Origin of the sequence: Hydrogenophaga sp. (assembly GCF_019635465.1) — a bacterium.
Taxonomy (GTDB): domain Bacteria; phylum Pseudomonadota; class Gammaproteobacteria; order Burkholderiales; family Burkholderiaceae_C; genus Hydrogenophaga.
Genome location: NZ_JAHBZK010000001.1, coordinates 308413 through 331572, shown reverse-complemented (window position 1 = coordinate 331572; position 23160 = coordinate 308413). Strand labels below are relative to the sequence as shown.

Here is a 23160-nt window from a genome sequence, read left to right as displayed (position 1 = left end):
CCTGGAAATCAGCCCATCACGCCCACGTCGCCGGCGCTGTCGTAGATCCCCTGAAAGCTCTCGGATGTCCAGCTGCCGGGCGGCGTGATGACAAACCTTGCGCGATCGCTCGGCACGCCGTCGAGCCGCTGGCCGACAAAGAGGCGCCCAAAGTGAAGCGTCTCCTCCTGAAGAAATGGCTGCTCGGCCGTTGTGGACAACACCAACGCCACGCGCGAAAAGTCGTCGAAGAAGTACTCCTGCAACAACGGGATGATCTGCCGGGCAAAGGCCTCCTGCACGTCAGCAAGGGTTCTGGCCCGCATCAGGTACGCATGGCCGATGCGATGGTCGCGATCCAGTAGGTACTCCAACCGGTCATTGATCCGCCGCAGCAAGCGGCCGAGGTCAAGGCCATCGACGGTGGCAGGCAGCGTCGTGTAGTCGGGTGCACGCTCTTCGAACTGGAAGCGTCTGCGCAGTGCCACGTCGAGCAAAGCGATAGAGCGATCCGCGGTGTTCATCGTGCCGTAGATGTCCAGGTTCTTCGGCACCCCGAACGGCCGCTCAGCTACGTCCCCGTCGCCTCCGCCCGGAAGCTGCACAGCCATGCCCTCGACCACGCGTCCGCTCGCGTCGAACACCGCGCGCTTATCAGGCTCGATCAGCGTGATCAGTTCCCCAAACACCTTTGCGATGTTGGCCCGATTGATCTCGTCGATGAAGAGGGCGTAGCGCTTGCCAAGGTTTGCATGGGCCTCGTCGCAGATCTGCTTGAACTTGCCGTCGACCAGTTGGAACTGTGTCGTCCCGTCCTCTGCGGTGGACACCGGCCGTATGCCGCGAACGAAGTCTTCGTAGCTGAAGGACGGATGGAACGTGACCACCTTGTAGCGGTGCACGGCTTCGGTCGCTGCCTGAGGGCCTGCCTTGAGCAAACGCCACAGTTCGGCGGATTCATCGTCCTGCTCTTGCCAGCCTGAAAGCAGCTGCCAGTCGCCGGCTTCGCGCTTGTCGAACAGGAATGGAGGCCGACGCACGCTGATGTTTACCGTGGTGCTGGTCTGCGGCGTGTGCTCCTGCAGGTAGCCCCACAGGGTGGCTTGAACTCCAGCCGGGGCCCGCCCGCGTTGCTGTGCCTTGGCCTGAACCCAGCGGTGCGCGCGGATCTCCGGCACACGCGCCGGCCGGCCCAGATCGGCCAAGGCGGCAGCGATGACGCTGCGCCAACCGTAGTTCGTCAGCGTCTCGTTCAGCCAGGTGGCCGCGTCGACTTGACTGGGGGCGTCCGTGTATTCGGAGAACTTCTGTCGCAGCCAGTGCGTTTTGCCGGTGCCCGGAGGGCCGTACAAGATCAGGTTGACTGGGGAGCGCGCGGCAGCCGTTATCGCTGACGGCACGGGCTCGGCCGCGTGAGCAGGCTTAATCGCAGGCAGGATGTTGGTCGAAGTGAGTGTCTCCGCCGATTCCGATGGGTCAGCCTCGGGCTTGCGCCAGCGAGGCCCAAGCGTATCGTCATAGAAGTCCAGCACTGCGCCGGGGCGCTGGCTCTCTTCGCGCTGGCGGAGCGTGAGCAATGCCTCGTCAAGTTGCCTGTCGCTCCAGCGCTTCAGCTGGGCCCGAGGTGCGACCTGGAAACCTTCAAGCACTGAAATGCGGTCACGATTGGAAGACATGCGCTCCACCCGATCCGGGAACGCAAAGTAGCGAAGCATGTGGCGGAACTGACGGTCACCGTCGCGAGGTACCGTGTCAATCCAGTCCATGAAGCGGTCGTAATCGCTCAGCACCGCGCGCCGTGCGTCCACGGCCATCGCCTTGATGGAGCGCACCAGGGCGATCAGGTAAGCCAGTTCCTTCCAGCGCAGGTTGTTGTACGCGGTTCCGGCCGAGCCCACACCCTGAAGTACGGCATCAAGAAGCAGAGAAGGAGGCGCTGCTATGGCCTGTCCAGACCACGACCAGATTCGTTGCACGTGAGCCCTTTTGACCTCCACACCGACGTTCGAAGGGAATAGCAGTAGGGCCCACATCATCTCCGCGGCCAGCTGTTGAGCCGACGCACCGGCATTCGCCAACTGTCGTTCGAGCTTGGTCATGAAGTCATCTTCGCTGTCGTCCGGGTGGTCGACAAAGAAGGTCTTCAGTGAATCAGCGTTCGCCAGGGTCCAGAGTCCGTCGGTACCTGTAAAGAGTGAACCGTCGCCCACTAAGCTTCTGTCGATCCAAGTGCGGGCAGCACCAAGTGTCTGGGACACATCGCGATCAGGCGTCACTCTTGCCATATGGGGTCCTACTCGCTCAGCCTTCTATCGGTACTGCGACAGCCTGCACTGGTGTGCGAGCCAGATCACGAAGTATCGGCAGCAACCGCTCACAGCCCTGTGCGCACCGGCGGACAAGAAACCGAAAGACGGCAGCCTTGAGGAAGGCGCGATCCCGGAAGCCACATCCTCTCAAGTACTCCTCGTACCTCTGCACTGCGGCTACCACGTCCGCGTCTCCCGCAATCTGCAACGCTGCAGAGATGCAGTAGTTGCGAAAGTCGCCGAGCCACTGGTGGAACGTTGCTTCGTCTAGCACGTCACGCTTCCAACGCTCTTTGACGTGAAACACCGCGTCCCAGGTGTCGACCGCCTCGCCTCCCGGTTGGAGATCAATCACCCAGTTCGCGATTGCTGGCCCCGCCGTGACTTCGTCGACCACGCTGTTGTCCAGCGAAACGGAGATGACGGACTGACCGTACGGATCTAGCGCCAAGCGGCGCTCACCTGTGTCGCGCCGGAGCGGATCCTGGGTCTTCTTGTAGGCCGCGTTGCATCGCCCACCCATCGGTGCAAGATTGCGCAAGTTCGCCGCCGCGAAGGGGTACAGCGATCGGGGGAGGTAGTGGTCTAGGTCCTCCTGCGGTGCGCCGGGCGCGTCGAGGTTCTCGCAACCACAGAACGGGCAGACACGACACGGAATGCCATGGCAAACGGCGTCGTATTGCTGTTGACGAAGCTGCAGCGGCGTTAGCAGTTCAAATCCGTAGGTAAACAGCGCCTTCGCAGGCTCACGTATCGGCTCCGGCAGCTCAGCCAATCTTGGACAGTCGCATTGGCGTGAAAGAAGGTCGGCGATCCGGTTCTGTGAGCCTAGGGCCGACAGTACAGCATCGCGCTCGACCCCACTTAGGGACTTGACGGCCCGGGCATAGGCCCTGAGCCGATCGCGAAGACCAGTTCGGTTGGCGAGCTTCTCGCGATGCTCTTGAGGAAGAATATTGGGCCAGGCCGGCAATCGCTTGCCTGCATCAACGAGGCCGTGCACCGTCTTCACAGACTCGACCAAGCAGTCGTGAAGCCAGTTCTCCTGCGTGGCGACAACCGGGTAGGCAAAGAGCATGCTATTGCTTGGCTTGTCGTTGCAGCTGACGAACGCGATCAGCAAGCATGATCTTCTCAACCGAATCGCCCAACTCGTTCATCCCTCTCTGAATCACAGCCGGATCATCGGACGACTTGAGTTCCTCAATTCGTGCCATTGAGACCTCGGCGATCGGAGGGCGAATGGCGAAGCACTCCGCGAGGATGGCGTCGAAGGTTGTTCCGAAGGTCTCGATTTCCGGGTGCCGTACATCTATCCGGCCTGTTTCCATGTTCTTGTTGAAAATGAAGACTCGTTCCTTCGGAAGATCGGAAGCGACGAAGGGCGAGTGTGTCGTCAGGAGGCCGTCCTGCAGCGCAGCCGGACCACCCTCGCCGCGGCTCCCGATCGACGTCGGAAGAGACAGAACCTTCGACAGGAGCTTCACTCGCCACTGCGGATTGAAGTGGGACTCGGGCTCATCGAGCAGGAAGAGCGCGTTGGGGAAGGAGACCATGCACATGGTCCCCAGAAGCTGAGCCATCTGGTGCTCGCCGTCGGAGAGTGAGACGTAGTCGACCGTCCCTTTCGGGCCCCCCGCATCGAACACGACCCGCTCAAAGCGAAACACCTTGTCCTCATCCTGGGGCTCGGGGAGCCGAGAGGCAAACGTTCGCAACTGGGTATCGCGGCGGAACCGTTCCCTTGTGGTCTTCGGGATGGCCAAGTCATTCAGCATGGCCAGCTTGTGGATGGCCGCATAGAGGTCCAACGTGCTCGACCAGAACGACGCGAACGCTTTGCGAGACTCTCTATTTACAAGGAAGTCGAACGTATAGCTGTCATCGTCGATGTCGTGGCGGTAGCTGGTAGCGCAGCGCCGCAAACAGTCCAGGTACGACTCAAGTTCTGCCGTCAGCTGGATCCCCTTGCGCCGGCTCGAATCACCGCGTCGTGGTTGCGCCTTCGGCGCCGCCGAGTGCGCAAGCTGAACAACGCAGCGGAACGAATGCAGATCTTGAACTCTGGCTTCGCCCAGCAGCGCGGCTCTTTGCTGCTTCGACCCAAAGAGAAGGTTGGCCACCAGTACCTCTAGGTGCGTGCCGTAGTCGATGAGCATCAGGCGGGTGTCAGGCACCGCATCCTGTTCCTCGGGCTCACGCAGCGCGCGGCGACCGACTTCTTCCGCGTATCCACTGCGGGACACCAAGAAGGGCAGGCTCAAGGTTTCATTGGCGCCGGACGTGTAGCCGATGACCTTGGCCGGCAGCAGTGCTGCCGTCGTCGGAGCCTTCAAATCACACTCGACCCACTCATCGCCCGCCTTGATTGCCAGCCTGACAACGGGCCGTCGACGCCCTTCGGCCAGCCGGTGTGCCCTTACGTGGACGGGCTCCGCTTGGCCGAGCAGCGACGTGACGTACTCAATCTCGAACTGCAGGTCAGGATTTCCCTCGGCACGTTCCTCAGTCGGGACAACGGCGTGCAAGATCGACTGGAACGCCTCTGCGACGACTTGGATGAACTGCGACTTTCCAGCACCGTTGGGGCCGATCAAGCAAAGTGGCTCGAAGGATGAATCGCTCTTCCCCAAGTCGCGAAGACGGACATCCAGGCCGTCCAATAGGCCACCGCAGGACCGCGCCGAGATGATGTGAACGCGTAGCAGCTTCACTTGCGGACCCGCCTGAGCTTCATCGACTTCGCGTCTGTGTCGAAGAACTGCTCGACGCCAGAGTCCGCATCAGCGAGCAAGGCAAAGAGCCTTTCCTTCAGCGACTCGTAGTCAGCGGAAGAGGCCTGTCGAAGCTCGTCAAACGTGAAGCCGGCCTTTGGTAGGTGGCTGATGATGTCCAACAGGTTGCCTTCGATAGCGGGCTTCAAGTCGGTACTCCTCGACGGGGGCATGCGTCTACGTCCCGGGACGCGTGCGGGTGTTTCCAAACCGATGCGCTCCAGCAACTTCGATGCGGGTTCGTCACTTGGATCCTGTGGCACTAGCCCTCCACGGAAGGCTTTCTCGAGCAGTGCTGGAGTCAGTCGCTCGACGCAGGACCTGGCAGTCTGGAATCGGACCTCCATGGAATCTGCCAAGTCGAATAGAGATTCGATGCACCTGACGATCTCGTCCTGCTCGGCTCTGGATGGCACGGGAAGCTGAAGAGCACGGACGTCGCCAATGTTGATTCCCCGAACGGCGACGCCCTTCACAGCTCGCCGCATCCTTGACTGCGCGTGTTCGGACCGCAGGTACCAGAGAACGAACGATCTGTTCAGCATTGGCTGGATCGCCAGCCTCGCCGTATCCTGCGTGATGTTCGCTCCTTCCAACTCTTGGGGAATCTCTACCAGTCGCCCGACTGTGCCGCGAATGGAAAGCAGCAAGTCGCCGGCGCGAAGCCGTGATCGTTTGAACTCTGCGTCGATGGCGGGCGAGGTCCGGCGGATCCCGCCGAGAGCAAGCCGGTCATTCGGGAAGTCGGCGACCCGAACGTAAGGAATCCCCCCTGACAACTCGGGGCCGGGCTTCAGGATCCCGTAGGTAACAGGTCGCTGTGGATCGACGGCATCACGAAGAGTGGTCAGTCCCCAGCCGGCAGGCAGACTCTCCGCTGACAGGTCGTGGACGCCTTCCGTGGGGTCAGCGGCATTTCCAACTCTGTGGCCTCCAGCGGCAAGGTGTTGAGCCACAAGTCGCTCGGCCAGGTTCACTCCGGCGCTGTCTTCGGCTTGGGAAACTCGCCAGGTCTCAGTTAGCGTACCCACCATGGCTGAAGAAAGGACGGCTTGCCGAAAGCGCTTCAGGATTGTCGGTACGCGTTCTAGCCGGTCGCGGCAGGCGTCCACGCGGGCGAGGAGGGCATCGAGCTTGTCGGCAATGCGCTTCTGCTCCGGGCGCGGCGCAAGAGGAACGCGCAGCTCTCCGAGCCGCCCGACGGAGATGTTTGCAATGTTCGTCGTCTGGCTCGATCCGTCGCGCAGTGCACTCTGTGCGAAGGGCGTGCGAAGGAAGTGAAACAGGTACTGGCCCTCGATCGAGGTCCTAGGCCTGACCGCGCCAAGAAACGCGCCGAAGGCCGTCTCGTGCGGCACATGCTTTGCTAGAGCGACTTTTCCGACCAGCTCGTAGCTGTTCGCCAAAGACATCAAGATGTCGCCTGGGCGGACGAGTTGATCTTGTCGTTTGACAAATTCACGAGGAACGAAGTAAACGTCCGCCCAATTAACCTCGCGTTGCACATTTGCTGTGCGCAAGCAGCAGACATTGTTGGCCGTCTTTGAGAGTTGCTTGGCTGTCGCCGGGAACGTGATGCCACGAATGACATCGCTGACATCGCCAAGTCGCGCGACGGTCCAGTTCGTGGGAACTGCGCTCACGCCGCGGCCTCATTTTCGACTTCGCCAAGCTCCTCGAGCATGGCCCGCAAGTCGCCCAACGCCGCCCCGAGCTCTTCCATGGCCTCGCGCGCTAGCGAAGCGGGTTCAAGCAGTTCCTCACCGTCCCCATCACTCTCGTCCTTCAGCCACGCAACATCCAGGTTGTCGCTCCTCTCCGCGATCGCCTCGCGCGTGAACCTCCGCCAGCGCCCCTGCTCGCCTTCGTCCTTGCGCCTCTTCAAACTGGCCGGTGAGCCAAGCGGGTCGTCGCCATACGCTGCCTCAAACGCTGCGAAGTGCTCGCGCCCGAGCATCGTCCGCTTGCCGAACGCCGGCATGTTGGCGCGCAGGTCGTAGACCCACACCTCCTTGGTATTGCTCTTGTCCTTCTCGCCTCGAGTGAAAAACAGCACGTTGGTCTTCACGCCCTGTGCGTAGAAGATGCCGGTGGGCAGGCGGAGGATGGTGTGCAGGTTGCACTTGTCCATCAGGTCGCGCCGAATCTCGGTGCCGACGTTGCTCTCGAACAGCACGTTGTCGGGCAGCACCACGGCCGCGCGTCCGCCGGGCTTCAGTGCCCGGTAGATGTGCTGCAGGAAGCAGAACTGCTTGTTACTGGTCGGGAAAGTGAAGTCGTCGCGCGTCGGCAGGCCACCGCCCTTCTTCGTGCCGAAGGGCGGGTTCGTGAGGATCAGCGTCGCGCCGAGCTGGCCCAGCGCCTGCCCGTCGGGCCCCAGCGTGTCGCCATAGCGGACGCCGCCGGCCTCGGGGTCGCTGTCGATGCCGTGCAGCATCAGATTCATCAGCGCGAGCCGGTGCGTGTCCTGCACATGCTCCATGCCGAAGAAGGTGCTGCGGCGCAGCTTGCGTTGCTGCTTCTCGGTGAGCGAATCGAAGTCGTGGTGTTCGCGCAGGTAGTGGTGTGCGGCAATGAGGAAGCCGCCGGTGCCGGCGGCCGGATCCTGAATGACGTCGTCCAGCGTCGGCTTCATCACCGCCACCATGCTGTCGATCAGTGGGCGCGGCGTGAAGTACTGGCCGGCGCCGCTCTTCTTCTCGTTGGCGTTCTTCTCCAGTAGCCCTTCGTAAAGGTCTCCTAGGCCCTCCTGGCGCGCGCTGTACCAGTCGATCTTGTCAATCTCGGTGACTAGGGTGGAGAGCGTGGCGGGCTTCTTGATGAAGCTGCTGGCGTTAGCAAAGATCTCCTTCACCAGCATGGAGCCATGACTGCCCAAGTGGATGAGAGTCTTCTTGTAGTACTCCAGCCGCTCGGGCGCGCTTTGCGCGGTGAGGTCGGCCCAGCGATACCCCACTGGCAGCTGGTCGTGCTGGCCGGTCTCCTCAGCCATCTTTAGGAACAGCAGATAGGTCAACTCGGTGACGTACTGGTGGTAGGTGACGCCGTCATCCTTGAGGACATTGCACAGATTCCAGAGTTTGCCGACGATGTCTTGAGTGGTCATTGGTTTCGTTCGTGGTGGACAGCGCCTTGCCGTCAAGCGGCGGGCTTCGTCCAGATGGAGTCGTTAAAGGCGTGTAGCGTTTGCAGCAACTGACCGCCGAAGATCTTGTCGAGTCGCTGAAAGCCGCCGCCTTGTGTCTTGAACAGCAGATCCGGGTCGTCGAGAGCGTCGCGGTCGACCAAAGTGTTAGCCTTGGTCTGGGCGGCGATCTTCTTCAGCCAGTCGCGCTGCGGCGTGGTCCAGGGCTTGCCAGCGGGTGGGTGAGCCAACAGGTGGTTGAGCGCTCGGTCCACGCGTTCAGCGTACGGTACCAAGGCATCACCGATCGCTGCTTGGCGGATGTAGCCCACGATGCGCGCGGCGATTTCCTGGTTGGTCATCTCGCGCCAAGCGGTCGCCAGGCCTGTCTCGGTGAAGCCGGCCGTATCCAACTCCATCACCAGCTCGCGCAGCTGTTTGCGGGTCAGTTCGCGCGGCCTGGTCAGCACTGTCACAAGGGCCGGGATGGTGTTGCTGTGGCTCTGGATGAAGGCGGTGAACTCGTGGAGGTAGTCCTCGGGCTTCTTGGCCTTGCCGTAGCCGCGGGTCACATCCTTGAGCTGGTCATCATGGTCAGACACGAACACGGGGTCGCGAGGCCCGTTGCCCTTGCGGTCCAGGATCTCGCCTAGGTCCGGGTTCTGGGTGAACCAAGCAGCCACGTCGGTGAGTGTCATCGTGCGCAGCTTCTGGATGAATGCGTCAGGGCGCATGCCGGCGAGGGCTTCGAAGTCTTTGGCCGCCTCGTCGCCCAAATGGCGCTTCTTGCGCTGCAGCTTGGCGAGGAACTGGTCGCGAGCCAGCGCGCGGGCATCGTCGTCGGAGACGGTGACCATCTCTCTGGTGAGCTGGGTGAAGCTGATGCCGGGGTTGACGACCACGGGTTGCATGGCCGTCATGCCCTGCAGCGCTTCGAAGATCTGCACAGCGTCGAAGACCCGGAACGCCTCCTTGTCGCCGTCACCATCGATGTTCGGGCACAGGCGGGTGGCGCGACCGAGCATCTGGTCGAACAAGATGCGGCTGTTCACGCGCCGCAGAAAGACCAGATTGCAGATTTCAGGCACGTCGACACCCGTGGTCAGCAGGTCCACGGTCACCGCCACATTGGGTAGCTTCTCGTTCTTGTAACGGCGGATCAGCGACAGCGGCTTGTCAGCGGCGCCAGTGATCTTGATGACGGAGTCGTCTTCAACCGCGCCATAGGCCTGCGTGAATGCCGCCTTCATCAGGTGCACCACCAGATCGGCATGGGCGTCGTTGACGCAGAAGATCAGCGTCTTTCGCCGGCTTGCTGGGTCCAGCTCGCCAGCAAGGTACTCGCACACGACGCGGTTGAAGCTCTCGGTGATGACCCTGCGGTTGAAGGCATCGACCTCCAGCTTGATTTCGTCCGGTGCTTTGAACAGCTCGATCTGGTTGCGCTGAACGTCGTAGACCTTGAGCTCCTCGCCGGCCTTCCACTGGATTCCGCTGGCCGACAGTTCTGTGGTGATCTGGATCGGAGGCTCGTAGTCGACCAAGTAGCCGTCGATGACGGCCTCGCGGTAGCTGTACGTGTACACCGGTGCGCCGAAGATCTGCGAGGTATGCAGGGCCGGTGTGGCGGTGAGGCCGATCTTGACTGCGTCGAAGTAGTCAAGCACTCGCCGGTACTTGGAGATGTAGTCCTCGTAGCCGCGGAACGTGAGTTCGGTGTCGGACAGCTCGCGGTCAAGCAGGTAGCCGCGGTGGCATTCGTCAACCACGATGCAGTCATATTGGTCCACGCTCGGCGGGCCGACGTCCTCCGACGGGTACAGCACCCGCGCCACCATACCCTGCACGGTGGCGATGTGCACCGAGGTGTCGCTGTCCGGCGAGATGTCGTCCAGTTCCTTGATGCCGAAGGTGTCGGCAAAGGTCTGGAGGTTCTCCATCCGCGTGTCCTTGAATGCGTTGGTGGCCTGCTCGCCCAGGGCGGAACGGTCCACCAGGAACAGGATTCGCCGAAAGCGCTCGGCCTTGAGCAAGCGGTAGATGAGCGCGATGCAGGTCTTGGTCTTGCCGGTGCCGGTGGCCATGGCCAGCAGCAACTCGCGTTGCCCGCCCTGGATGGCCGACTCCGCCGCCTTGATGGCGGCCTGCTGGTAGTGACGCAAGGCGAAGCCATAGTTGAAAGGTTCGTTCGCCAGCTTCTCGTGCGCCTTGGATTCGTCACGCTTTAGCAGCGCGACCAGCCCTTCGGGCGTGTACCAGCCGTCCAGAGGCTGGCTCAGGTTGTCGGTGCGCCGCAGGTCGCAGAACCAAACGCCGCTCTTGGTGGCCAGCTGGCGGAGGAAGGGTCGGCCGTTGGACGAGAACGCGAACGGAATCTTGATCGCCTCGGCTCCCTGGCCGATGACGGATGGCATCTCGAGGTCAGCAATGGCACCAAAGTCGCGGCTGTAGCGCTTGGCTTGCTGCAAGGAGCCTGAGACATCTACGTTCTTCCGCTTGGCCTCCACCACTGCCACCGGGGTCAGGCCGACGAAGAGCACGTAGTCCGCTGGGCCGCTTTGCGTAGGCCACTCGGCGATGGCGAGGTTCTTCCCCTTTTGCGGTCGAGCGCCCTTCGCGTAGGTCTGTGATGCGGTGTCCGCGGCCCACCCAGCGGCGACAAGTTGTTCGTCAATCAGCTTGCGGGTATCGGCCTCGCTGAGCTGCAGCGTGGCAGCTGCCGTGTTGGCCGCAGCGACCAGTTTTGTGACTGCCTGAGCCGGTTGGGTGAGTGCCTGCGCCTGCAGCGCTTGAACGCGGGCAGCAAGCTCCGCCTTCGCTGCCTCGGCCTCTGAAGCCATGGACTCCCAGAGGGCGCGCTCTTCTTCCGTCTGCTGGACTTGAGCTTGGGTGGCCTGTAAGGCCTGGGCGGCGTCTTGGTGCGCGGCCCTGAAGGTCGCCAATTCGGCCCGCAGTGTATCGAGTTCAGCCTTCAGTTCTGCGCCTTGGTCGGCGGGTGCGGTTGGCGGCAGGAATGGGCCAGACTTGAACTCAGGGTTATTGAAAGTGCGGTGAAACCAGACACTCAACTGCCAAGTCAGCCGCAGCGCCAAGAGCGCGACGCGGTGATCGCCGGCCAACTTGTGGTTGGCGTTGTTGCCAGCCTTGCGCACTTCGTGGAACAGCGAACTCACCTCGCGAGGCAAGATGCCGTGATCCTGGAGCCGGCGCAGAAGGTCGGCTTGCTTCTCGTCGGCGCTCGTGAAGAGGCCGACACGGGAAGCGGCCAGTTGGGCCAGAGCCTCGGCCAGTTGTCGGAGCTTTAGCAGGCAGGTGTTTGGATCTTCTGGAAAGTAACGCTCCGCCAACAGGCCTAGGCGCACGAGCTGTTCTCCGTGCGCCTGCAAATGCCTGAAGTTGGATGCGCCGGCCTGTTTCATAGCCTCCTTGTACGTTGCCTGGATTTCGTCAAACGACCAGTGTCGTTCCGCCTAGGTCTAGGCGCGAATTCTGCCGGACGCGGACTCGACTTCGTAGACCAGATGAGCCCTCGACAAAAGCTGTTCGTGCGTCGGCCTCATATCTCGCCCGGCGCCGGGTGCACATGCACCGAGAGGCCGATTGGGCGGATCGAGGACTTCCGTGCGCAATCATGCCTCGCCCAGCCGCATGAATGCTGGGCTTGCGAAGGATTGCGGGGTTACGGCCTCATGTGCACGCGAGGCGCCTCATTTGGCGCATGTGCACGAAATCCCGTGTGTAAGGAGAGGCCGATAACCCGTATAAATGCTGGGTTTTTGGAAGGATATGGCGCTCTACTGAGGGACTCGCAATCCCACGGTCGACCGCTGACTGTTACGTGCCACCAAGCGGTCGCTGGCAGGTTCACTCGTCTACGACAGCTCTCGCTGCAGTACGGACTTTGGCGCACTGCCTTGGCTTCAGCGTCCTGGCGCGTCCTGAGGTCAAAGACAACCGATTCACTGGGCTGACCGGTACTCGGCTGTTGAGTCGAACCAGCCGCGACTCAAGCGATTGACCACATCGCGGGCATATGTGGCGATTCGGCCCTATCGGGATCGGCTAAATCCGAGGTTTGAGAGAAAACCTCCCCCAGCTCGTCCACGAGTGCCGTTTCCGGTACTTTTGAGAGCCGAGAGACAAACCCAATCCCCCCGCGAACCCCCGCCCCGCCTCGCGTTCGCCCAACAAAAAAGCCCCTGCACTGCAGGGGCCTCAGACTCGCTGGCGGAGAGAGAGGGATTCGAACCCTCGGTACAGGAGAACCTGTACGCCGGATTTCGAATCCGGTGCATTCGACCACTCTGCCATCTCTCCGTGTCGAAGCCCGCGATTCTAGCAGGAGGGCCGGGCCTCATTTCGGGCCGACCAAGCCGGCCGGGGCGGTGCGACAATGCGCGCCAGCCATTTCCACCCATGCTCGTAGACACGCAACCCGCCACGCACCAGCACGCGCCAGCCGCGCCCGAGGTGCGCGATGCCTGGGTTGACGCGCAGCTGATCGGGGTGCTGATGGACCACATGGGGCCGACGGTGCTCGCGGCGGCCATGATGCTGCCGGTGATGGCCGTGCTCATGGCCGGCGAGGTCTGGATGCCCGGTCTGGTTGCCTGGGTGGTGGTGCTGTCCGCCATGCTGGTGTACCGCTACCGGCTGGTGGGGGTCTACCGCTTGCGCCACGACAGTGTCGAGGGACCACAGCGCAAGGCGTTCATCGACAAGTACCTTTGGACCTGGCCCACGGTGGCCGCGCTCTGGGGCGCGCCGGTCAGTCTGTGTTTTCTGCAGGCGGGCTTCGTCACGCAGTCGGTGTGTGGACTGATGATCCTTGGCCAGGGCCTGTTCACTTTGAACGCCTACAGCGCCTACGCGCCAGCCTACCGCGCGTACACGCACGCGCTTACGGGCGCCGTGCTGATCGGCCTGGTCTGGGGCGCACTGGCGCACCTGCACGAACCGGGTGTGGTGCGATCCACGGTCATCCTGGGTGTTCTGTTGCTCGTTTTCTGGGGCTTGCTGCTCATCACGGGCTCCCGGCTCAACATGGTGCACCGGTCGAGTTTCGAGCTGCAGTTTTCAAACCAGGAGCTCATTGATTCGCTGACGCTGCAGACGCGCGCCTCGCTGCGCGCCGTGTCCACCAAGAACCGGTTCCTGGCGTCAGCGGCGCACGATCTGCGCCAACCGGTGCATGCGTTGAGCCTGTACGCCGACTGGCTGGCCAGCGAACCCGAGATGGCGCGCGACATTGCGCCGCGCATCCTGCAGTCCACGAGGGCGATCAACGAGTTGTTCGACTCCCTGTTTGACCTGACCCGCATCGACGCGGGCAACTACAAGGTCAAGCTGCAGCAGGTGAACGTGACCCAGTTGCTCGCGGACCTCGTGTTGCAGTTCGAGCCAGTCGCCGCGGGCAAGCAGCTCAAGCTGCGCACCCGGGCGCACGATCTGGTGATCTGGTCCGACCCCGTCGTGCTGCGCCGCATCCTGGGCAACCTGGTGTCCAACGCCTTGCGCCACACGCAGCGCGGTGGTGTGCTGGTGGCGCAGCGCTTGCGCGAGGGCATGATCGTGTTCGAGGTATGGGACACCGGCGTCGGCATCGCGCGCGAGCACCAGCAAGCCATCTTTCAGGAGTTTTTCCGCGTGTCGCAGCACCAGGGCACCGAAGACAGCCTGGGGTTGGGTCTGACGATCGTGTCCAAGCTGGCGGCGCTCATGGGCTACCAGCTGGCGCTCCAGTCGGAGGCGAACCGTGGCAGTGTCTTCCGGGTGATCCTGCCGGCGTTCACCCAGCAGGGTTCGGGTGAGCGACCCCAACCCACGCTGGTGCAGCCGCCCTCAGCCGCGGGCTGAGTTCGCCCGGCGCGCGGCGGGCGCGATCAGAGGTCGAGCAGACCTGCGGTGCGCGCCAGGTGGCTGGCCTGCGAGCGGCTCTTGACGTTGAGGCGACGGAACAGTCGCCACAAATGCACCTTGACGGTGTGCTCGCTGATCTGGAGTTGCTCGGCGATGTCCCGGTTGGACAGGCCGCGGTCGAGCATCACCAGCAGTTGCTTTTGTCGCTTGGACAGCTTCTCGGGAATCGTCGGCGCGTTCTCGTCTTCGATCTCGTCGGCGAGGAATTCGCGCAGCACTTTGGCAATCTGGGCCGCACCGGCCGATTTCTCGACGTAGGCGTCGGCCCCGGCCTCCCGGGCCAGGTCCTCATAGTCGGACGATGGGGAGGCCGACAGCACGATGAGCGAGGTGTCGGGCAGCATTTGCCGGATTTCGCGCACACCGGACACGCCATTCGTGTCGGGCAGTTTCAGGTCCAGGCACACCAGCTCGGGTTCGCCGTGTTCCGCGATGGCCTTGCTGACCGAGGCCAGTCGCTCGAGCTCCACCACCTGAGTAGACGCGCGCAGACGACGCAGCAACATGACCACGGCTTCGCGCATCAGCGGGTGATCGTCAATGACAAAAATACTCATGTCGCAGGGCGTCGTTCATGATTTGGTTTGACAGCAAAGCATATCGGCATTGCTGTCATTTGGCGATAGCGCCATGCCCCGAAAAGGGGCAGACATGCCCCGTACTTCCGGGGCGGGCGGGCAAACGCGCGATTTTCGCCCGGTTCAGGCCGCTGCCTGGCGCAACTGGGCCAGCGCTTGCGTGACGCCTTGCACATCCTTGGGCGCAATCAATTGGGGCGCAAGGTCATCGAGCGCAATCGACCCCTCCTGTTGCAGCCGCGCCATGGCCTGAGCCGCCTCGCGCGGCACCGCAAAACCTTTGCTTTGCAGCAACACTGCCCCCTTGGAATCGGTCAGCTTGAAATAGAACAGGCCATCGGCTTCGCGGTACTGCTTGAACACGGGCAGGCTGGCCTTGGCCGCTTTGGCGGTCGGTTTGGCGTTGCCAGCCTCCATGTCCAGCGGACGCAAGCCCACGGCCTGACGCAGGCGTTGGGTGAAGGGGGTGGCGATGGCGCGGGCTTTGGCGGCGCCCATCTTCAGGGTCTTTTCGATGCGCGCAGGGTCTTTGATGAGCTCGTCGTAGACCTCGCGCATGGGCGCGATTTCGCGGTCGAGGCGTTCGAAGAGCATCTGCTTGGCCTCGCCCCAGGCAATGCCGTTGGCATAGGCCTTGGCCAGGTCGGCGGTTTCCTCGGTGCTGGCAAAGGCCTGGTACAGCTGGAACAGCGCCGATCCCTCGGTGGATTTGGGCTCGCCCGGCGCGCGCGAATCGGTCACGATGCCCATGATGAGCTTGCGCAGCTGCTCCTTCGGCACGAACAACGGAATGGTGTTGTCGTAGCTCTTGCTCATCTTGCGCCCGTCCAGGCCGGGCAGCGTGGCCACATGGTCCTCGATGGCGGCCTCGGGCAGCGTGAAATGCTCGCCGTAGAGGTGATTGAAGCTGGACGCCATGTCGCGCGCCATCTCGATGTGCTGGATCTGATCGCGCCCCACCGGCACCTGGTGGGCGTTGAACATGAGGATGTCTGCCCCCATGAGCACGGGGTACATGAACAGGCCGGCGCTCACGCCGTCGTCGGGCTCGGTGCCCGCCTCGGTGTTCTTGTCCACGGCCGCCTTGTAGGCGTGGGCGCGGTTGAGCAGGCCCTTGCCGGTCACGCAGGTGAGCATCCAGGTGAGCTCGGGAATCTCCGGGATGTCGGACTGCCGATAGAACGTGACCTTCTCGGGGTCGAGGCCGCAGGCCAGCCAGGTGGCCGCGATCTCCAGCGTGGAGCGTTGCACGCGCGCCGGGTCGCCACCGGTCTTGATCAGCGCGTGGTAGTCGGCCAGAAAGTAAAAGCTCTCGACGTTGGCCAGTCGGCTGGCGCGCACGGTGGGGCGGATGGCGCCGACGTAGTTGCCCAGGTGGGGCGTGCCGGAGGTGGTGATGCCGGTGAGGACGCGTTGCGTTTTCATGCGAAGCAGGGTCAGAGCAGGAGCAGTCGGATCGGGGTGAGCAGCCATTCGAGCAGGGCCAGTGTCCCCGCCATGAGGGGGCGCAGCCAGAGGTTGCCGACGATGCCGGTGATGACCAGTGCCATCACGATGAAGAAACCGTAGGGTTCGACGCGCGAGACGGCCGCGGCCTGCTTCCAGGGCAGCAACCCCACCAGAATGCGCCCGCCATCGAGCGGGGGCAGGGGAAACAGGTTGAAGGCAAACATGACCAGGTTCACAGTGACCCCGGCGCGCGCCATCTCCAGCCAGAAGCGCTCGCCCACGCCGGTGGCCAGCAGCAGGTAGAGCAGCAACAACCAGACGATGGCCTGCAACAGGTTGGACGCCGGGCCGGCCAGGGCCACCCACACCATGTCGCGCTTGGGATTGCGCAGGCGGCCGAAGTCGACCGGCACCGGCTTGGCATAGCCGAAGAGAAAGCTGCCAGCGGTGGCGAAGTACAGCAGCAGCGGCATCGCAATGGTGCCCACCGGGTCGATGTGCTTGACCGGGTTGAGCGTGACGCGACCGAGTTGCCAGGCCGTCGGGTCGCCGTAGTGGCGCGCCACGTAGCCGTGTGCGGCTTCGTGCAGCGTGATGGCGAACAGCACCGGGATGGCGTAGAGGGTGATCGTCTGGATGATGAGGGCGAAATCCATCGGCGGATTGTCCCAGACTGGCCGGGGGCCCTCAGAGGCCGAGTGCGGCGAGTGCGCCCTGACCCTGTCGCACCACCTCGGGCTCGCCGCCGGTGCCCATGGGCACGAGGTCGAGCACGGTGGTGGGTTCGAGCGCGCAGGCGCCGGCGTCGATCACCGCATCCACCTCGTGCTGCAGCCGCTCGCGGATGGTCTCGGGGTCGTTCAGGGGGTGGTCCTGACCGGGCAGGATGAGCGTGGTGGCCAGCAGGGCGGCGCCGTGCAGGTCGAGCAGCTCGAGCAGTGCGCGGTGCTCGGGCACGCGCAGGCCGATGGTCTTGCGCGAGGGATGGCTCACGCGGCGCGGCACCTCTTTGCTCGCTTCGAGGATGAAGGTGTAGGGCCCGGGCGTGGCCAGCTTGAGCAGCCGGTACTGGCGGTTGTCCACCTTGGCGTAGCTGGCCAACTCGCTCAGGTCGCGACACAACAGCGTGAGGTGGTGTTTGTCGTCAACCTGGCGGATGCGACGCAGGCGGTCGGCGGCGTCCTTGTCATCGAGGTGGCAGGCCAGCGCGTAGCTGGAATCGGTGGGTACGGCGATCACCGCACCGCGTTGCAACAGGCTGGCCGCCTGTTTGAGCAGCCGCGGTTGCGGGTTGTCGGGGTGAACGCTGAACAGCTGCGACATGGCGGTCTCAGGCCTCGGGTGGTTCCACCGGGAGTTTCTCGCGCGCGGTGAGCCAGCTGGCGCTGGCGCCGCACAGCACGATGAGCGCGATGCCACCGAGCTCGATGCCACCGGGCACATGGCCATAGACCACCCAGCCACAGAACATGGCGAAGGCGATCTGCGTGTAGAGGTAGGGTGACAGGGTGGACGCAGGCGCGCGCTGGAACGCCAGGATCAGCAGGAAGTGGCCCACCGTGCCCATCAGACCGATCAGGCACAGCTGCAGCAGCGTGCGGCCGTCGGGGATTGCCGTCCACACGAAGGGCAGCAGCAGACTGGCCACGAGTGCACCCACCCAGCCGGTGTAGAAGTGCATGGTCATGGGGTCTTCGGTGCGCGCCATGCGCGCGGTGAGCAGCTGGAACCAGGCGTAGGCGAACACCATCACCAACGGAAACAGGCTGGCCCAGCCCACCACGCCGCCGCCCGGGCGCACCACCATGAGCGCACCGGCAAAGCCGCCCACCACCAGCACCCAGCGCAGCGCCGACACGCGCTCGCGCAGCACTGCCGCTGCCACCAGCGTGACGGCCAGCGGCGTGACCATGACGATGGCGGTGAATTCGCCCACGGGCATGAACTGCACCGCGACGAAGGACATCAGGCTTACCGACAGCAGCAGGGCGCCGCGCAGCACCTGAAAGCGCGGGTGCTCGGTCCGCAGCAGTGAGCGACCGCGCAGCGGCAGCATGATGGCCGAGACCGCCAGGGCATGAAACACATAGCGAAACCACACCGCCACCAGCACCGACACCACGGCGCCCACCACCTTGACGGTGGTGTCGAGAATGGCGAAGCAGGCGGTGGCCGTGACCATCAGGCCGATGCCGGCCATCACCTTGGCCGTCGGCGCGTTGCGCGGCGGCGCCATCAGTGGACCCGCTCGACCAGCAGATCCCACACGGGCGTGACGGCGCCCGGCAGGTCGGGCAACTGTCCCAGGTCGGTGTGGCTTTCGTCCGGGCTGTGGAAGTCACTGCCGCGCGAGGCCGCCAGATCGAATTCCTTGCAGAAGCCGGCGTATTTGGCGTACTCGCTCTGGCTGTGCGCGCCGGTGACCACCTCGACGCCCTGGCCACCGTGCTGCTTGAACTCGGTGAACAGCGCGTATTCCTCGGTCGGGGTGAACTTGTAGCGACCGGGGTGGGCGATCACCGCCACACCGCCCGCGCCGGTGATCCAGCGCACCGCGTCGCCCAGGGCCGCCCAGCGGTGCGGCACGAAGCCGGGCTTGCCTTCGGTGAGGTACTTGCGAAACACCTCGGGCACGTCCTTGCAGACACCGCTGTCAACGAGGTGGCGGGCAAAGTGCGAGCGCGAAATGAGGTCGGGGTTGCCCACGTAGCGCAACGCGCCGTCGTAGGCGTCCTTGATGCCGACGCGCGCGAGGTCGTCGGCCATTTCGCGCGCACGCTGCTCGCGCCCGCCGCGGGTGGCTCGCAGGCCGTTGAGCAGGGTGGCGTCGTCGGGGTCCATGCCCAGGCCCACGATGTGCACCGTGGTGCCCGCGAAGGTCACCGAGATCTCGACGCCGGTGAGGTAGGGCAGGCCCAGGGCGTTGGCCGCCGCCATGGCGCGATGCTGACCGCCCATTTCGTCGTGATCGGTCAAGGCCCACAACTGCACGCCGTTGGCCTTGGCGCGCGCGGCCAGCACCTCCGGCTCGAGCGTGCCGTCGGAGACGGTGGAGTGGCAGTGCAGATCGGCGTTGAGCAAAGGATTCACGGCGACGATTCTAGGCCGCGGGGTGTATCCCCGCTGTCACCACGGTCGGCGCCCGGTGCCCGCTCAGCCGGTATTGCGCAGACCCGCCGCGATGCCGTTGATGGCGATGTGGATGCCGCGGCGCAACTTGCCGTCGACGTCCTGCGCGAGTGCGCCGGCGCGGTGGCGGCGGATCAGCTCGACCTGCAGGTGATGCAGCGGGTCGATGTACGGAAAGCGGTGCTCGATGGAGCGGCGCAGCGCGGCGTTGCCGGCCAGGCGCTCACTGTCGCCGGTGATCAGCGTCAGCGCGTCCAGTGTGCGTTGCCATTCGGCCTCGATGGCCGCAAAGATGCGCTTGCGCAGCGGCTTGTCGTCGACCATTTCGGTGTAGAGCGAGGCCAGGGCCATGTCGCTCTTGGCCACCACCATGTCCATGTTGGACAGCAGCGTGTTGAAGAAGGGCCAGTCGCGCTGCATGCGCTTGAGCAGGGCGGCGTGCTTCGGGTCCTCGGCGACGAAGGCGGCGACCGCCGAACCAAAGCCGTACCAACCGGGCAGGGTGAGCCGGCACTGGCCCCAGCTGAATCCCCAGGGAATGGCGCGCAGGTCTTCGATGCGGCCGGTGGCCTTGCGCGAGGCCGGGCGCGAGCCGATGTTGAGTTCGGCGATCTCGCGGATCGGCGTGGCGCTGAAGAAATACTCAGCGAAGCGCGGCGTGTCGTAGACCAGCGCACGGTAGGCGGCCATGCTGGCCTGCGACAGCGACTCGGCGGCCTTGAGGAAGGCTGACGGCGCCTCCTTGGTGGGTTGCAGCAGCGTGGCTTCGAGGGCGGCGGCGACCAGGGTTTCCAGGTTGCGGCGGCCGATTTCGGGGTTGGCGTACTTGGCGCCGATCACCTCGCCCTGTTCGGTGAGGCGGATCTGCCCGCGCACGGTGCCCGGTGGCTGCGCCAGGATGGCCTGGTAGCTGGGGCCGCCACCGCGGCCGACGGTGCCGCCGCGGCCGTGGAACATGCGCAGGCGAATGGGCGACTCGTGGTCACTGTTCATGTCGTCGAACAGCGCCACCAGGGCGGTCTCTGCGCGGTACAGCTCCCAGTTGCTGGTGAAGATGCCGCCGTCCTTGTTGCTGTCGGAGTAGCCGAGCATGACGTCCTGCTCGCCGTAGCCATCGCTGGCGCCGCGTTGCACCATGGCGCGCACACCGGGCAGGGCGTAGTACTCGCGCAGGATGGGTGCGGCGTTGCGCAGGTCTTCAATGGTCTCGAACAGCGGCACGACGATGAGGTCGGTCAGCGCGTCAGCGCCGAGTGTCCCGCGCATCAGGCCGGCCTCTTTCTGCAGCACCAGCACCTCGAGCAGATCACTCACCGTTTCGGTGTGGCTGATGATGGCGTGACGGATGGCCAGGGTGCCGAAGCGCTCGCGCCCGATGCGGGCGGCGTCGAAGATGGCCAGCTCGCCCACCGTGTGCTCGCTGTAGGCGTGTGCGGGCACGCGCAGCGGGCGCACGTCGTCGAGCACGCGCAGCAGCACCTCGCGCTTGGCGGTTTCGTCCAGGGCGCTGTAGCCGGGCTCGATGTGGGCCACCGACAGCAGCTCGGCGATCACGCGTTCGTGCTGGTCGGAGCTTTGCCGCAGGTCGACGGTGGCCAGGTGAAAGCCGAACACCTCGACCGCCCGGATCAGCGGGCGCAGGCGGGCGTCGACCAGGGCGCCGCCGTGGTGCGCCAGCAGCGACGACTCGATGGTGCGCAGATCGCTCAGAAAGGCCTGGGCGTCGGGGTAGGGGTCTTGCGGCGCAACCGCGTGGCGCGCCGCTTCACCCCCGGTGAGGGCGGTGAGCGTGGCCGCCAGGCGCGCGTACATGCCGGTCAGTGCGCGTCGGTAGGGCTCGTCCTGGCGGTGCGCATTGGTGTCGGGGGAGCGCTTGGCCAGGGCCTGCATGGCGGGGCTGGCGCCGACCAGCATGCCCGACATCGACAGCTCGCCGCCGAGCATGTGCACCTGCGTGAGGTGGTGGCGCAGGGCGAGTTCGGCCTGGCGCTGCAGCGCGAGTTCGAGCGTGGCGGCCGTCACATTGGGGTTGCCGTCGCGGTCGCCGCCAATCCACTGGCCCATGCGCAGGAAGGGCGCCACCGGCAGGCCCAGGCCGGCCTCGAGCTCGGCGTACAGGCGCGGAATCTGGGTAAGGAAGGTGCTCTCGTAGTAGCTCAGCGCGTTTTCGATTTCGTCGGCCACGCTGAGCTTGGTGAAGCGCAGCAGCCGGGTCTGCCACAGCTGCGTGACGCGGGCACGCATCTGCAACTCGATGGCGGCCTGCTCGCGCGGTACCGCATCGTCGCGCTCGGCCAGCAGGCGCGCAATGGCGCGCTCGGCATCGAGGATGCTTTTGCGTTGCACCTCGGTGGGGTGCGCCGTGAGCACCGGTGACAGGTGTGAATGGGCCAGCGTGAAGGCCACCGCGTCGGGGGTGATGTCGGCCGCCTGCAGGCGTTGCAGCGCCAGCGCCAGGCTGCCCGTCTGCAGCCCGCCCGCGCGTTCGTGCACGGCGCGGCGGCGGATGTGGTGGCGGTCCTCGGCCAGGTTGGCCAAATGGCTGAAGTAGGTGAAGGCGCGGATCACGCTCACCGTCTGGTCGGCGCTGAGTCCCTTGAGCAGCTTCTTGAGGGCCTTGTCGGCCTCGCGATCGGCGTTGCGCCGAAAGGCCACCGACAGCTGGCGGATGCGCTCGATCAGGTCGAAGGCGGCTTCGCCTTCCTGCTCGCGGATCACGTCCCCCAGGATGCGTCCGAGCAGGCGGATGTCGTCGATGAGAGGGCGGTCCTTGTCGTCGCTGCGCGGGGTGCGCGGTGGGGTTCGGCTCATGGGGGATCGCGCGGTCGCGCAGGAGGCGTTGCAGGCGAGGGCCATGCTAGCATCGCTCGCGCCTCTGTTGGTTACCAACGGGGTACGCCTTGCAGGCCCGCGTCAGACGGGCGTCAGTCCACGCGAAAGCGACTTCCCCATGCCTTCCTCCCCGCCCCAGGCCATCACCATTGCCACCCGTGAAAGCCGCCTGGCCTTGTGGCAGGCCGAGCACGTCAAGGCCTTGCTCGAGGCGCAGGGCCACCGGGTGAACCTGCTGGGCATGACCACGCTGGGCGATCAGATCCTGGACCGCACGCTGTCCAAGGTGGGCGGCAAGGGCCTGTTCGTCAAGGAGCTCGAGCTCGCCCTGGAGGACGGCCGTGCCGACATCGCCGTGCACTCGCTCAAGGACGTGCCCATGGAGCTGCCGCCCGGGTTTGCGCTGGCCTGCGTGATGGAGCGCGAAGACCCGCGCGACGCCTGGGTGTCCCCGGTGTGCGCCGATCTGCAAAGCCTGCCACCCAATGCGGTGGTTGGCACCTCCAGCCTGCGGCGCATGGTGCTGCTGCGCGATGCGCTGTCGCAGCTGGGGCGCACGGATGTGCGCATCGAACCGCTGCGGGGCAACCTGGATACGCGTTTGCGCAAGCTCGATGACGGGCAGTACCACGCCATCGTGCTGGCCGCCGCGGGCCTCAAGCGCCTCGGCCTGGGCGAGCGCATCCGCGCGATCTTCGAGCCCGAGCAATCCTTGCCGGCGGCCGGTCAGGGCGCGCTGGGTATCGAGGTGCGGGCCGATCGCCACGACCTCGTCGACGCCCTGCGGCCTCTGGCGCACATGGGCACCTGGCTGCGCGTGGCCGCCGAGCGCACCGTCTCGCGCGCCATGGGCGGCAGTTGCTCCATGCCGCTGGCGGCGCATGCCGATTGGCAGGGCGAGCATTTGCGCCTGCGCGCGGCTTGGGGAGACGCCGACAGCGCCGGCGCGCTGGTGCGGGCCGAGTGCCAGGACGCCGTGGCCGACCTCGGCGCCGCCGAGGCACTGGGTGCGCGCGTGGCTGCCGCCCTGCAGGCCGGTGGAGCGCGCGTGGCGTCGGGAGCCTGAG

General features: G+C 64.6%; 15 protein-coding genes and 1 tRNA gene. 2 read left to right on the top strand and 14 right to left on the bottom strand.

Going from position 1 to position 23160, the window contains the following annotated elements:
* Positions 1 to 8: 8 nt before the first annotated feature.
* The 7 genes from KF871_RS01635 to KF871_RS01605 all read right to left on the bottom strand — a co-directional run bounded on the left by KF871_RS01635 (position 9) and on the right by KF871_RS01605 (position 12503).
* Entirely contained in the window at positions 9 to 2237 is a 2229-nt protein-coding gene (locus KF871_RS01635; RefSeq protein ID WP_291137326.1) for an AAA family ATPase, read from the bottom strand.
* Positions 2238 to 2280: 43 nt separating this feature from the next.
* Positions 2281 to 3411, bottom strand: a complete 1131-nt coding sequence (locus tag KF871_RS01630; protein WP_291137323.1) for a hypothetical protein — start codon at positions 3409 to 3411, stop codon at positions 2281 to 2283.
* On the bottom strand, positions 3368 to 5002 hold the full coding sequence (locus KF871_RS01625; RefSeq protein WP_291137320.1) for a restriction system-associated AAA family ATPase: 1635 nt from the start codon (positions 5000 to 5002) through the stop codon (positions 3368 to 3370). The genes KF871_RS01630 and KF871_RS01625 overlap by 44 nt, the downstream gene beginning before the upstream one ends.
* The gene (locus tag KF871_RS01620) at positions 4999 to 6705 is read right to left on the bottom strand and encodes a restriction endonuclease subunit S (protein WP_291137318.1); all 1707 of its coding nucleotides are present in this window, start codon (positions 6703 to 6705) and stop codon (positions 4999 to 5001) included. Before KF871_RS01620 ends, KF871_RS01625 begins: the two co-directional genes overlap by 4 nt.
* Positions 6702 to 8168 carry an N-6 DNA methylase gene (locus tag KF871_RS01615; protein WP_291137315.1) on the bottom strand — a complete coding sequence of 489 codons (1467 nt, stop codon included), beginning with the start codon at positions 8166 to 8168 and terminating at the stop codon, positions 6702 to 6704. The genes KF871_RS01620 and KF871_RS01615 overlap by 4 nt, the downstream gene beginning before the upstream one ends.
* A gap of 32 nt (positions 8169 to 8200) precedes the next feature.
* Positions 8201 to 11605 (bottom strand): type I restriction-modification system endonuclease, encoded by a 3405-nt coding sequence (hsdR, locus tag KF871_RS01610; RefSeq protein ID WP_291137312.1) that lies wholly within the window; start codon positions 11603 to 11605, stop codon positions 8201 to 8203.
* 806 nt (positions 11606 to 12411) lie between these two features.
* A tRNA-Ser gene (locus KF871_RS01605) sits at positions 12412 to 12503 on the bottom strand.
* 99 nt (positions 12504 to 12602) lie between these two features.
* On the opposite strand from KF871_RS01605, the gene KF871_RS01600 reads away from it, so the two are divergent.
* Positions 12603 to 14042, top strand: coding sequence for a HAMP domain-containing sensor histidine kinase (locus KF871_RS01600; RefSeq protein ID WP_291137309.1), 1440 nt, complete (start codon positions 12603 to 12605; stop codon positions 14040 to 14042).
* A 26-nt stretch (positions 14043 to 14068) separates the two neighbouring features.
* Here KF871_RS01600 and KF871_RS01595 read toward each other — a convergent pair whose 3' ends face one another.
* The 7 genes from KF871_RS01595 to ppc form a co-directional block, all read right to left on the bottom strand.
* Positions 14069 to 14662, bottom strand: a complete 594-nt coding sequence (locus KF871_RS01595; protein WP_291137306.1) for a response regulator transcription factor — start codon at positions 14660 to 14662, stop codon at positions 14069 to 14071.
* A 144-nt stretch (positions 14663 to 14806) separates the two neighbouring features.
* Complete coding sequence (locus tag KF871_RS01590) at positions 14807 to 16108, bottom strand: tryptophan--tRNA ligase (RefSeq protein ID WP_291137303.1); 1302 nt, start codon at positions 16106 to 16108, stop codon at positions 14807 to 14809.
* Between the two features lie 11 nt (positions 16109 to 16119).
* A complete protein-coding gene (locus KF871_RS01585) occupies positions 16120 to 16788 on the bottom strand; it encodes a site-2 protease family protein (RefSeq protein ID WP_291137300.1) in 669 nt (222 codons plus the stop codon).
* Positions 16789 to 16819: 31 nt separating this feature from the next.
* The gene (locus tag KF871_RS01580; protein ID WP_291137297.1) at positions 16820 to 17455 is read right to left on the bottom strand and encodes an L-threonylcarbamoyladenylate synthase; all 636 of its coding nucleotides are present in this window, start codon (positions 17453 to 17455) and stop codon (positions 16820 to 16822) included.
* Positions 17456 to 17462: 7 nt separating this feature from the next.
* On the bottom strand, positions 17463 to 18368 hold the full coding sequence (locus KF871_RS01575) for a DMT family transporter (protein WP_291137294.1): 906 nt from the start codon (positions 18366 to 18368) through the stop codon (positions 17463 to 17465).
* Positions 18368 to 19222, bottom strand: coding sequence for a 3',5'-nucleoside bisphosphate phosphatase (locus KF871_RS01570; RefSeq protein ID WP_291137291.1), 855 nt, complete (start codon positions 19220 to 19222; stop codon positions 18368 to 18370). Before KF871_RS01570 ends, KF871_RS01575 begins: the two co-directional genes overlap by 1 nt.
* A gap of 63 nt (positions 19223 to 19285) precedes the next feature.
* On the bottom strand, positions 19286 to 22072 hold the full coding sequence (ppc, locus tag KF871_RS01565; RefSeq protein ID WP_291137288.1) for a phosphoenolpyruvate carboxylase: 2787 nt from the start codon (positions 22070 to 22072) through the stop codon (positions 19286 to 19288).
* Positions 22073 to 22211: 139 nt separating this feature from the next.
* Here ppc and hemC point away from each other — a divergent pair, with 139 nt between their 5' ends.
* Positions 22212 to 23159 carry a hydroxymethylbilane synthase gene (gene hemC / locus KF871_RS01560; protein WP_291137286.1) on the top strand — a complete coding sequence of 316 codons (948 nt, stop codon included), beginning with the start codon at positions 22212 to 22214 and terminating at the stop codon, positions 23157 to 23159.
* Position 23160: the final 1 nt, after the last annotated feature.

Excerpts from the sequence above, each read along its gene's own strand:
- KF871_RS01615 (WP_291137315.1), bottom strand. The coding sequence starts at position 8,168 with ATGACCACTCAAGACATCGTCGGCAAACTCTGGAATCTGTGCAATGTC.
- hsdR (WP_291137312.1), bottom strand. The coding sequence starts at position 11,605 with ATGAAACAGGCCGGCGCATCCAACTTCAGGCATTTGCAGGCGCACGGA.
- KF871_RS01600 (WP_291137309.1), top strand. The coding sequence starts at position 12,603 with ATGCTCGTAGACACGCAACCCGCCACGCACCAGCACGCGCCAGCCGCG.
- KF871_RS01595 (WP_291137306.1), bottom strand. The coding sequence starts at position 14,662 with ATGAGTATTTTTGTCATTGACGATCACCCGCTGATGCGCGAAGCCGTG.
- KF871_RS01590 (WP_291137303.1), bottom strand. The coding sequence starts at position 16,108 with ATGAAAACGCAACGCGTCCTCACCGGCATCACCACCTCCGGCACGCCC.
- KF871_RS01585 (WP_291137300.1), bottom strand. The coding sequence starts at position 16,788 with ATGGATTTCGCCCTCATCATCCAGACGATCACCCTCTACGCCATCCCG.
- KF871_RS01580 (WP_291137297.1), bottom strand. The coding sequence starts at position 17,455 with ATGTCGCAGCTGTTCAGCGTTCACCCCGACAACCCGCAACCGCGGCTG.
- KF871_RS01575 (WP_291137294.1), bottom strand. The coding sequence starts at position 18,368 with ATGGCGCCGCCGCGCAACGCGCCGACGGCCAAGGTGATGGCCGGCATC.
- ppc (WP_291137288.1), bottom strand. The coding sequence starts at position 22,072 with ATGAGCCGAACCCCACCGCGCACCCCGCGCAGCGACGACAAGGACCGC.
- hemC (WP_291137286.1), top strand. The coding sequence starts at position 22,212 with ATGCCTTCCTCCCCGCCCCAGGCCATCACCATTGCCACCCGTGAAAGC.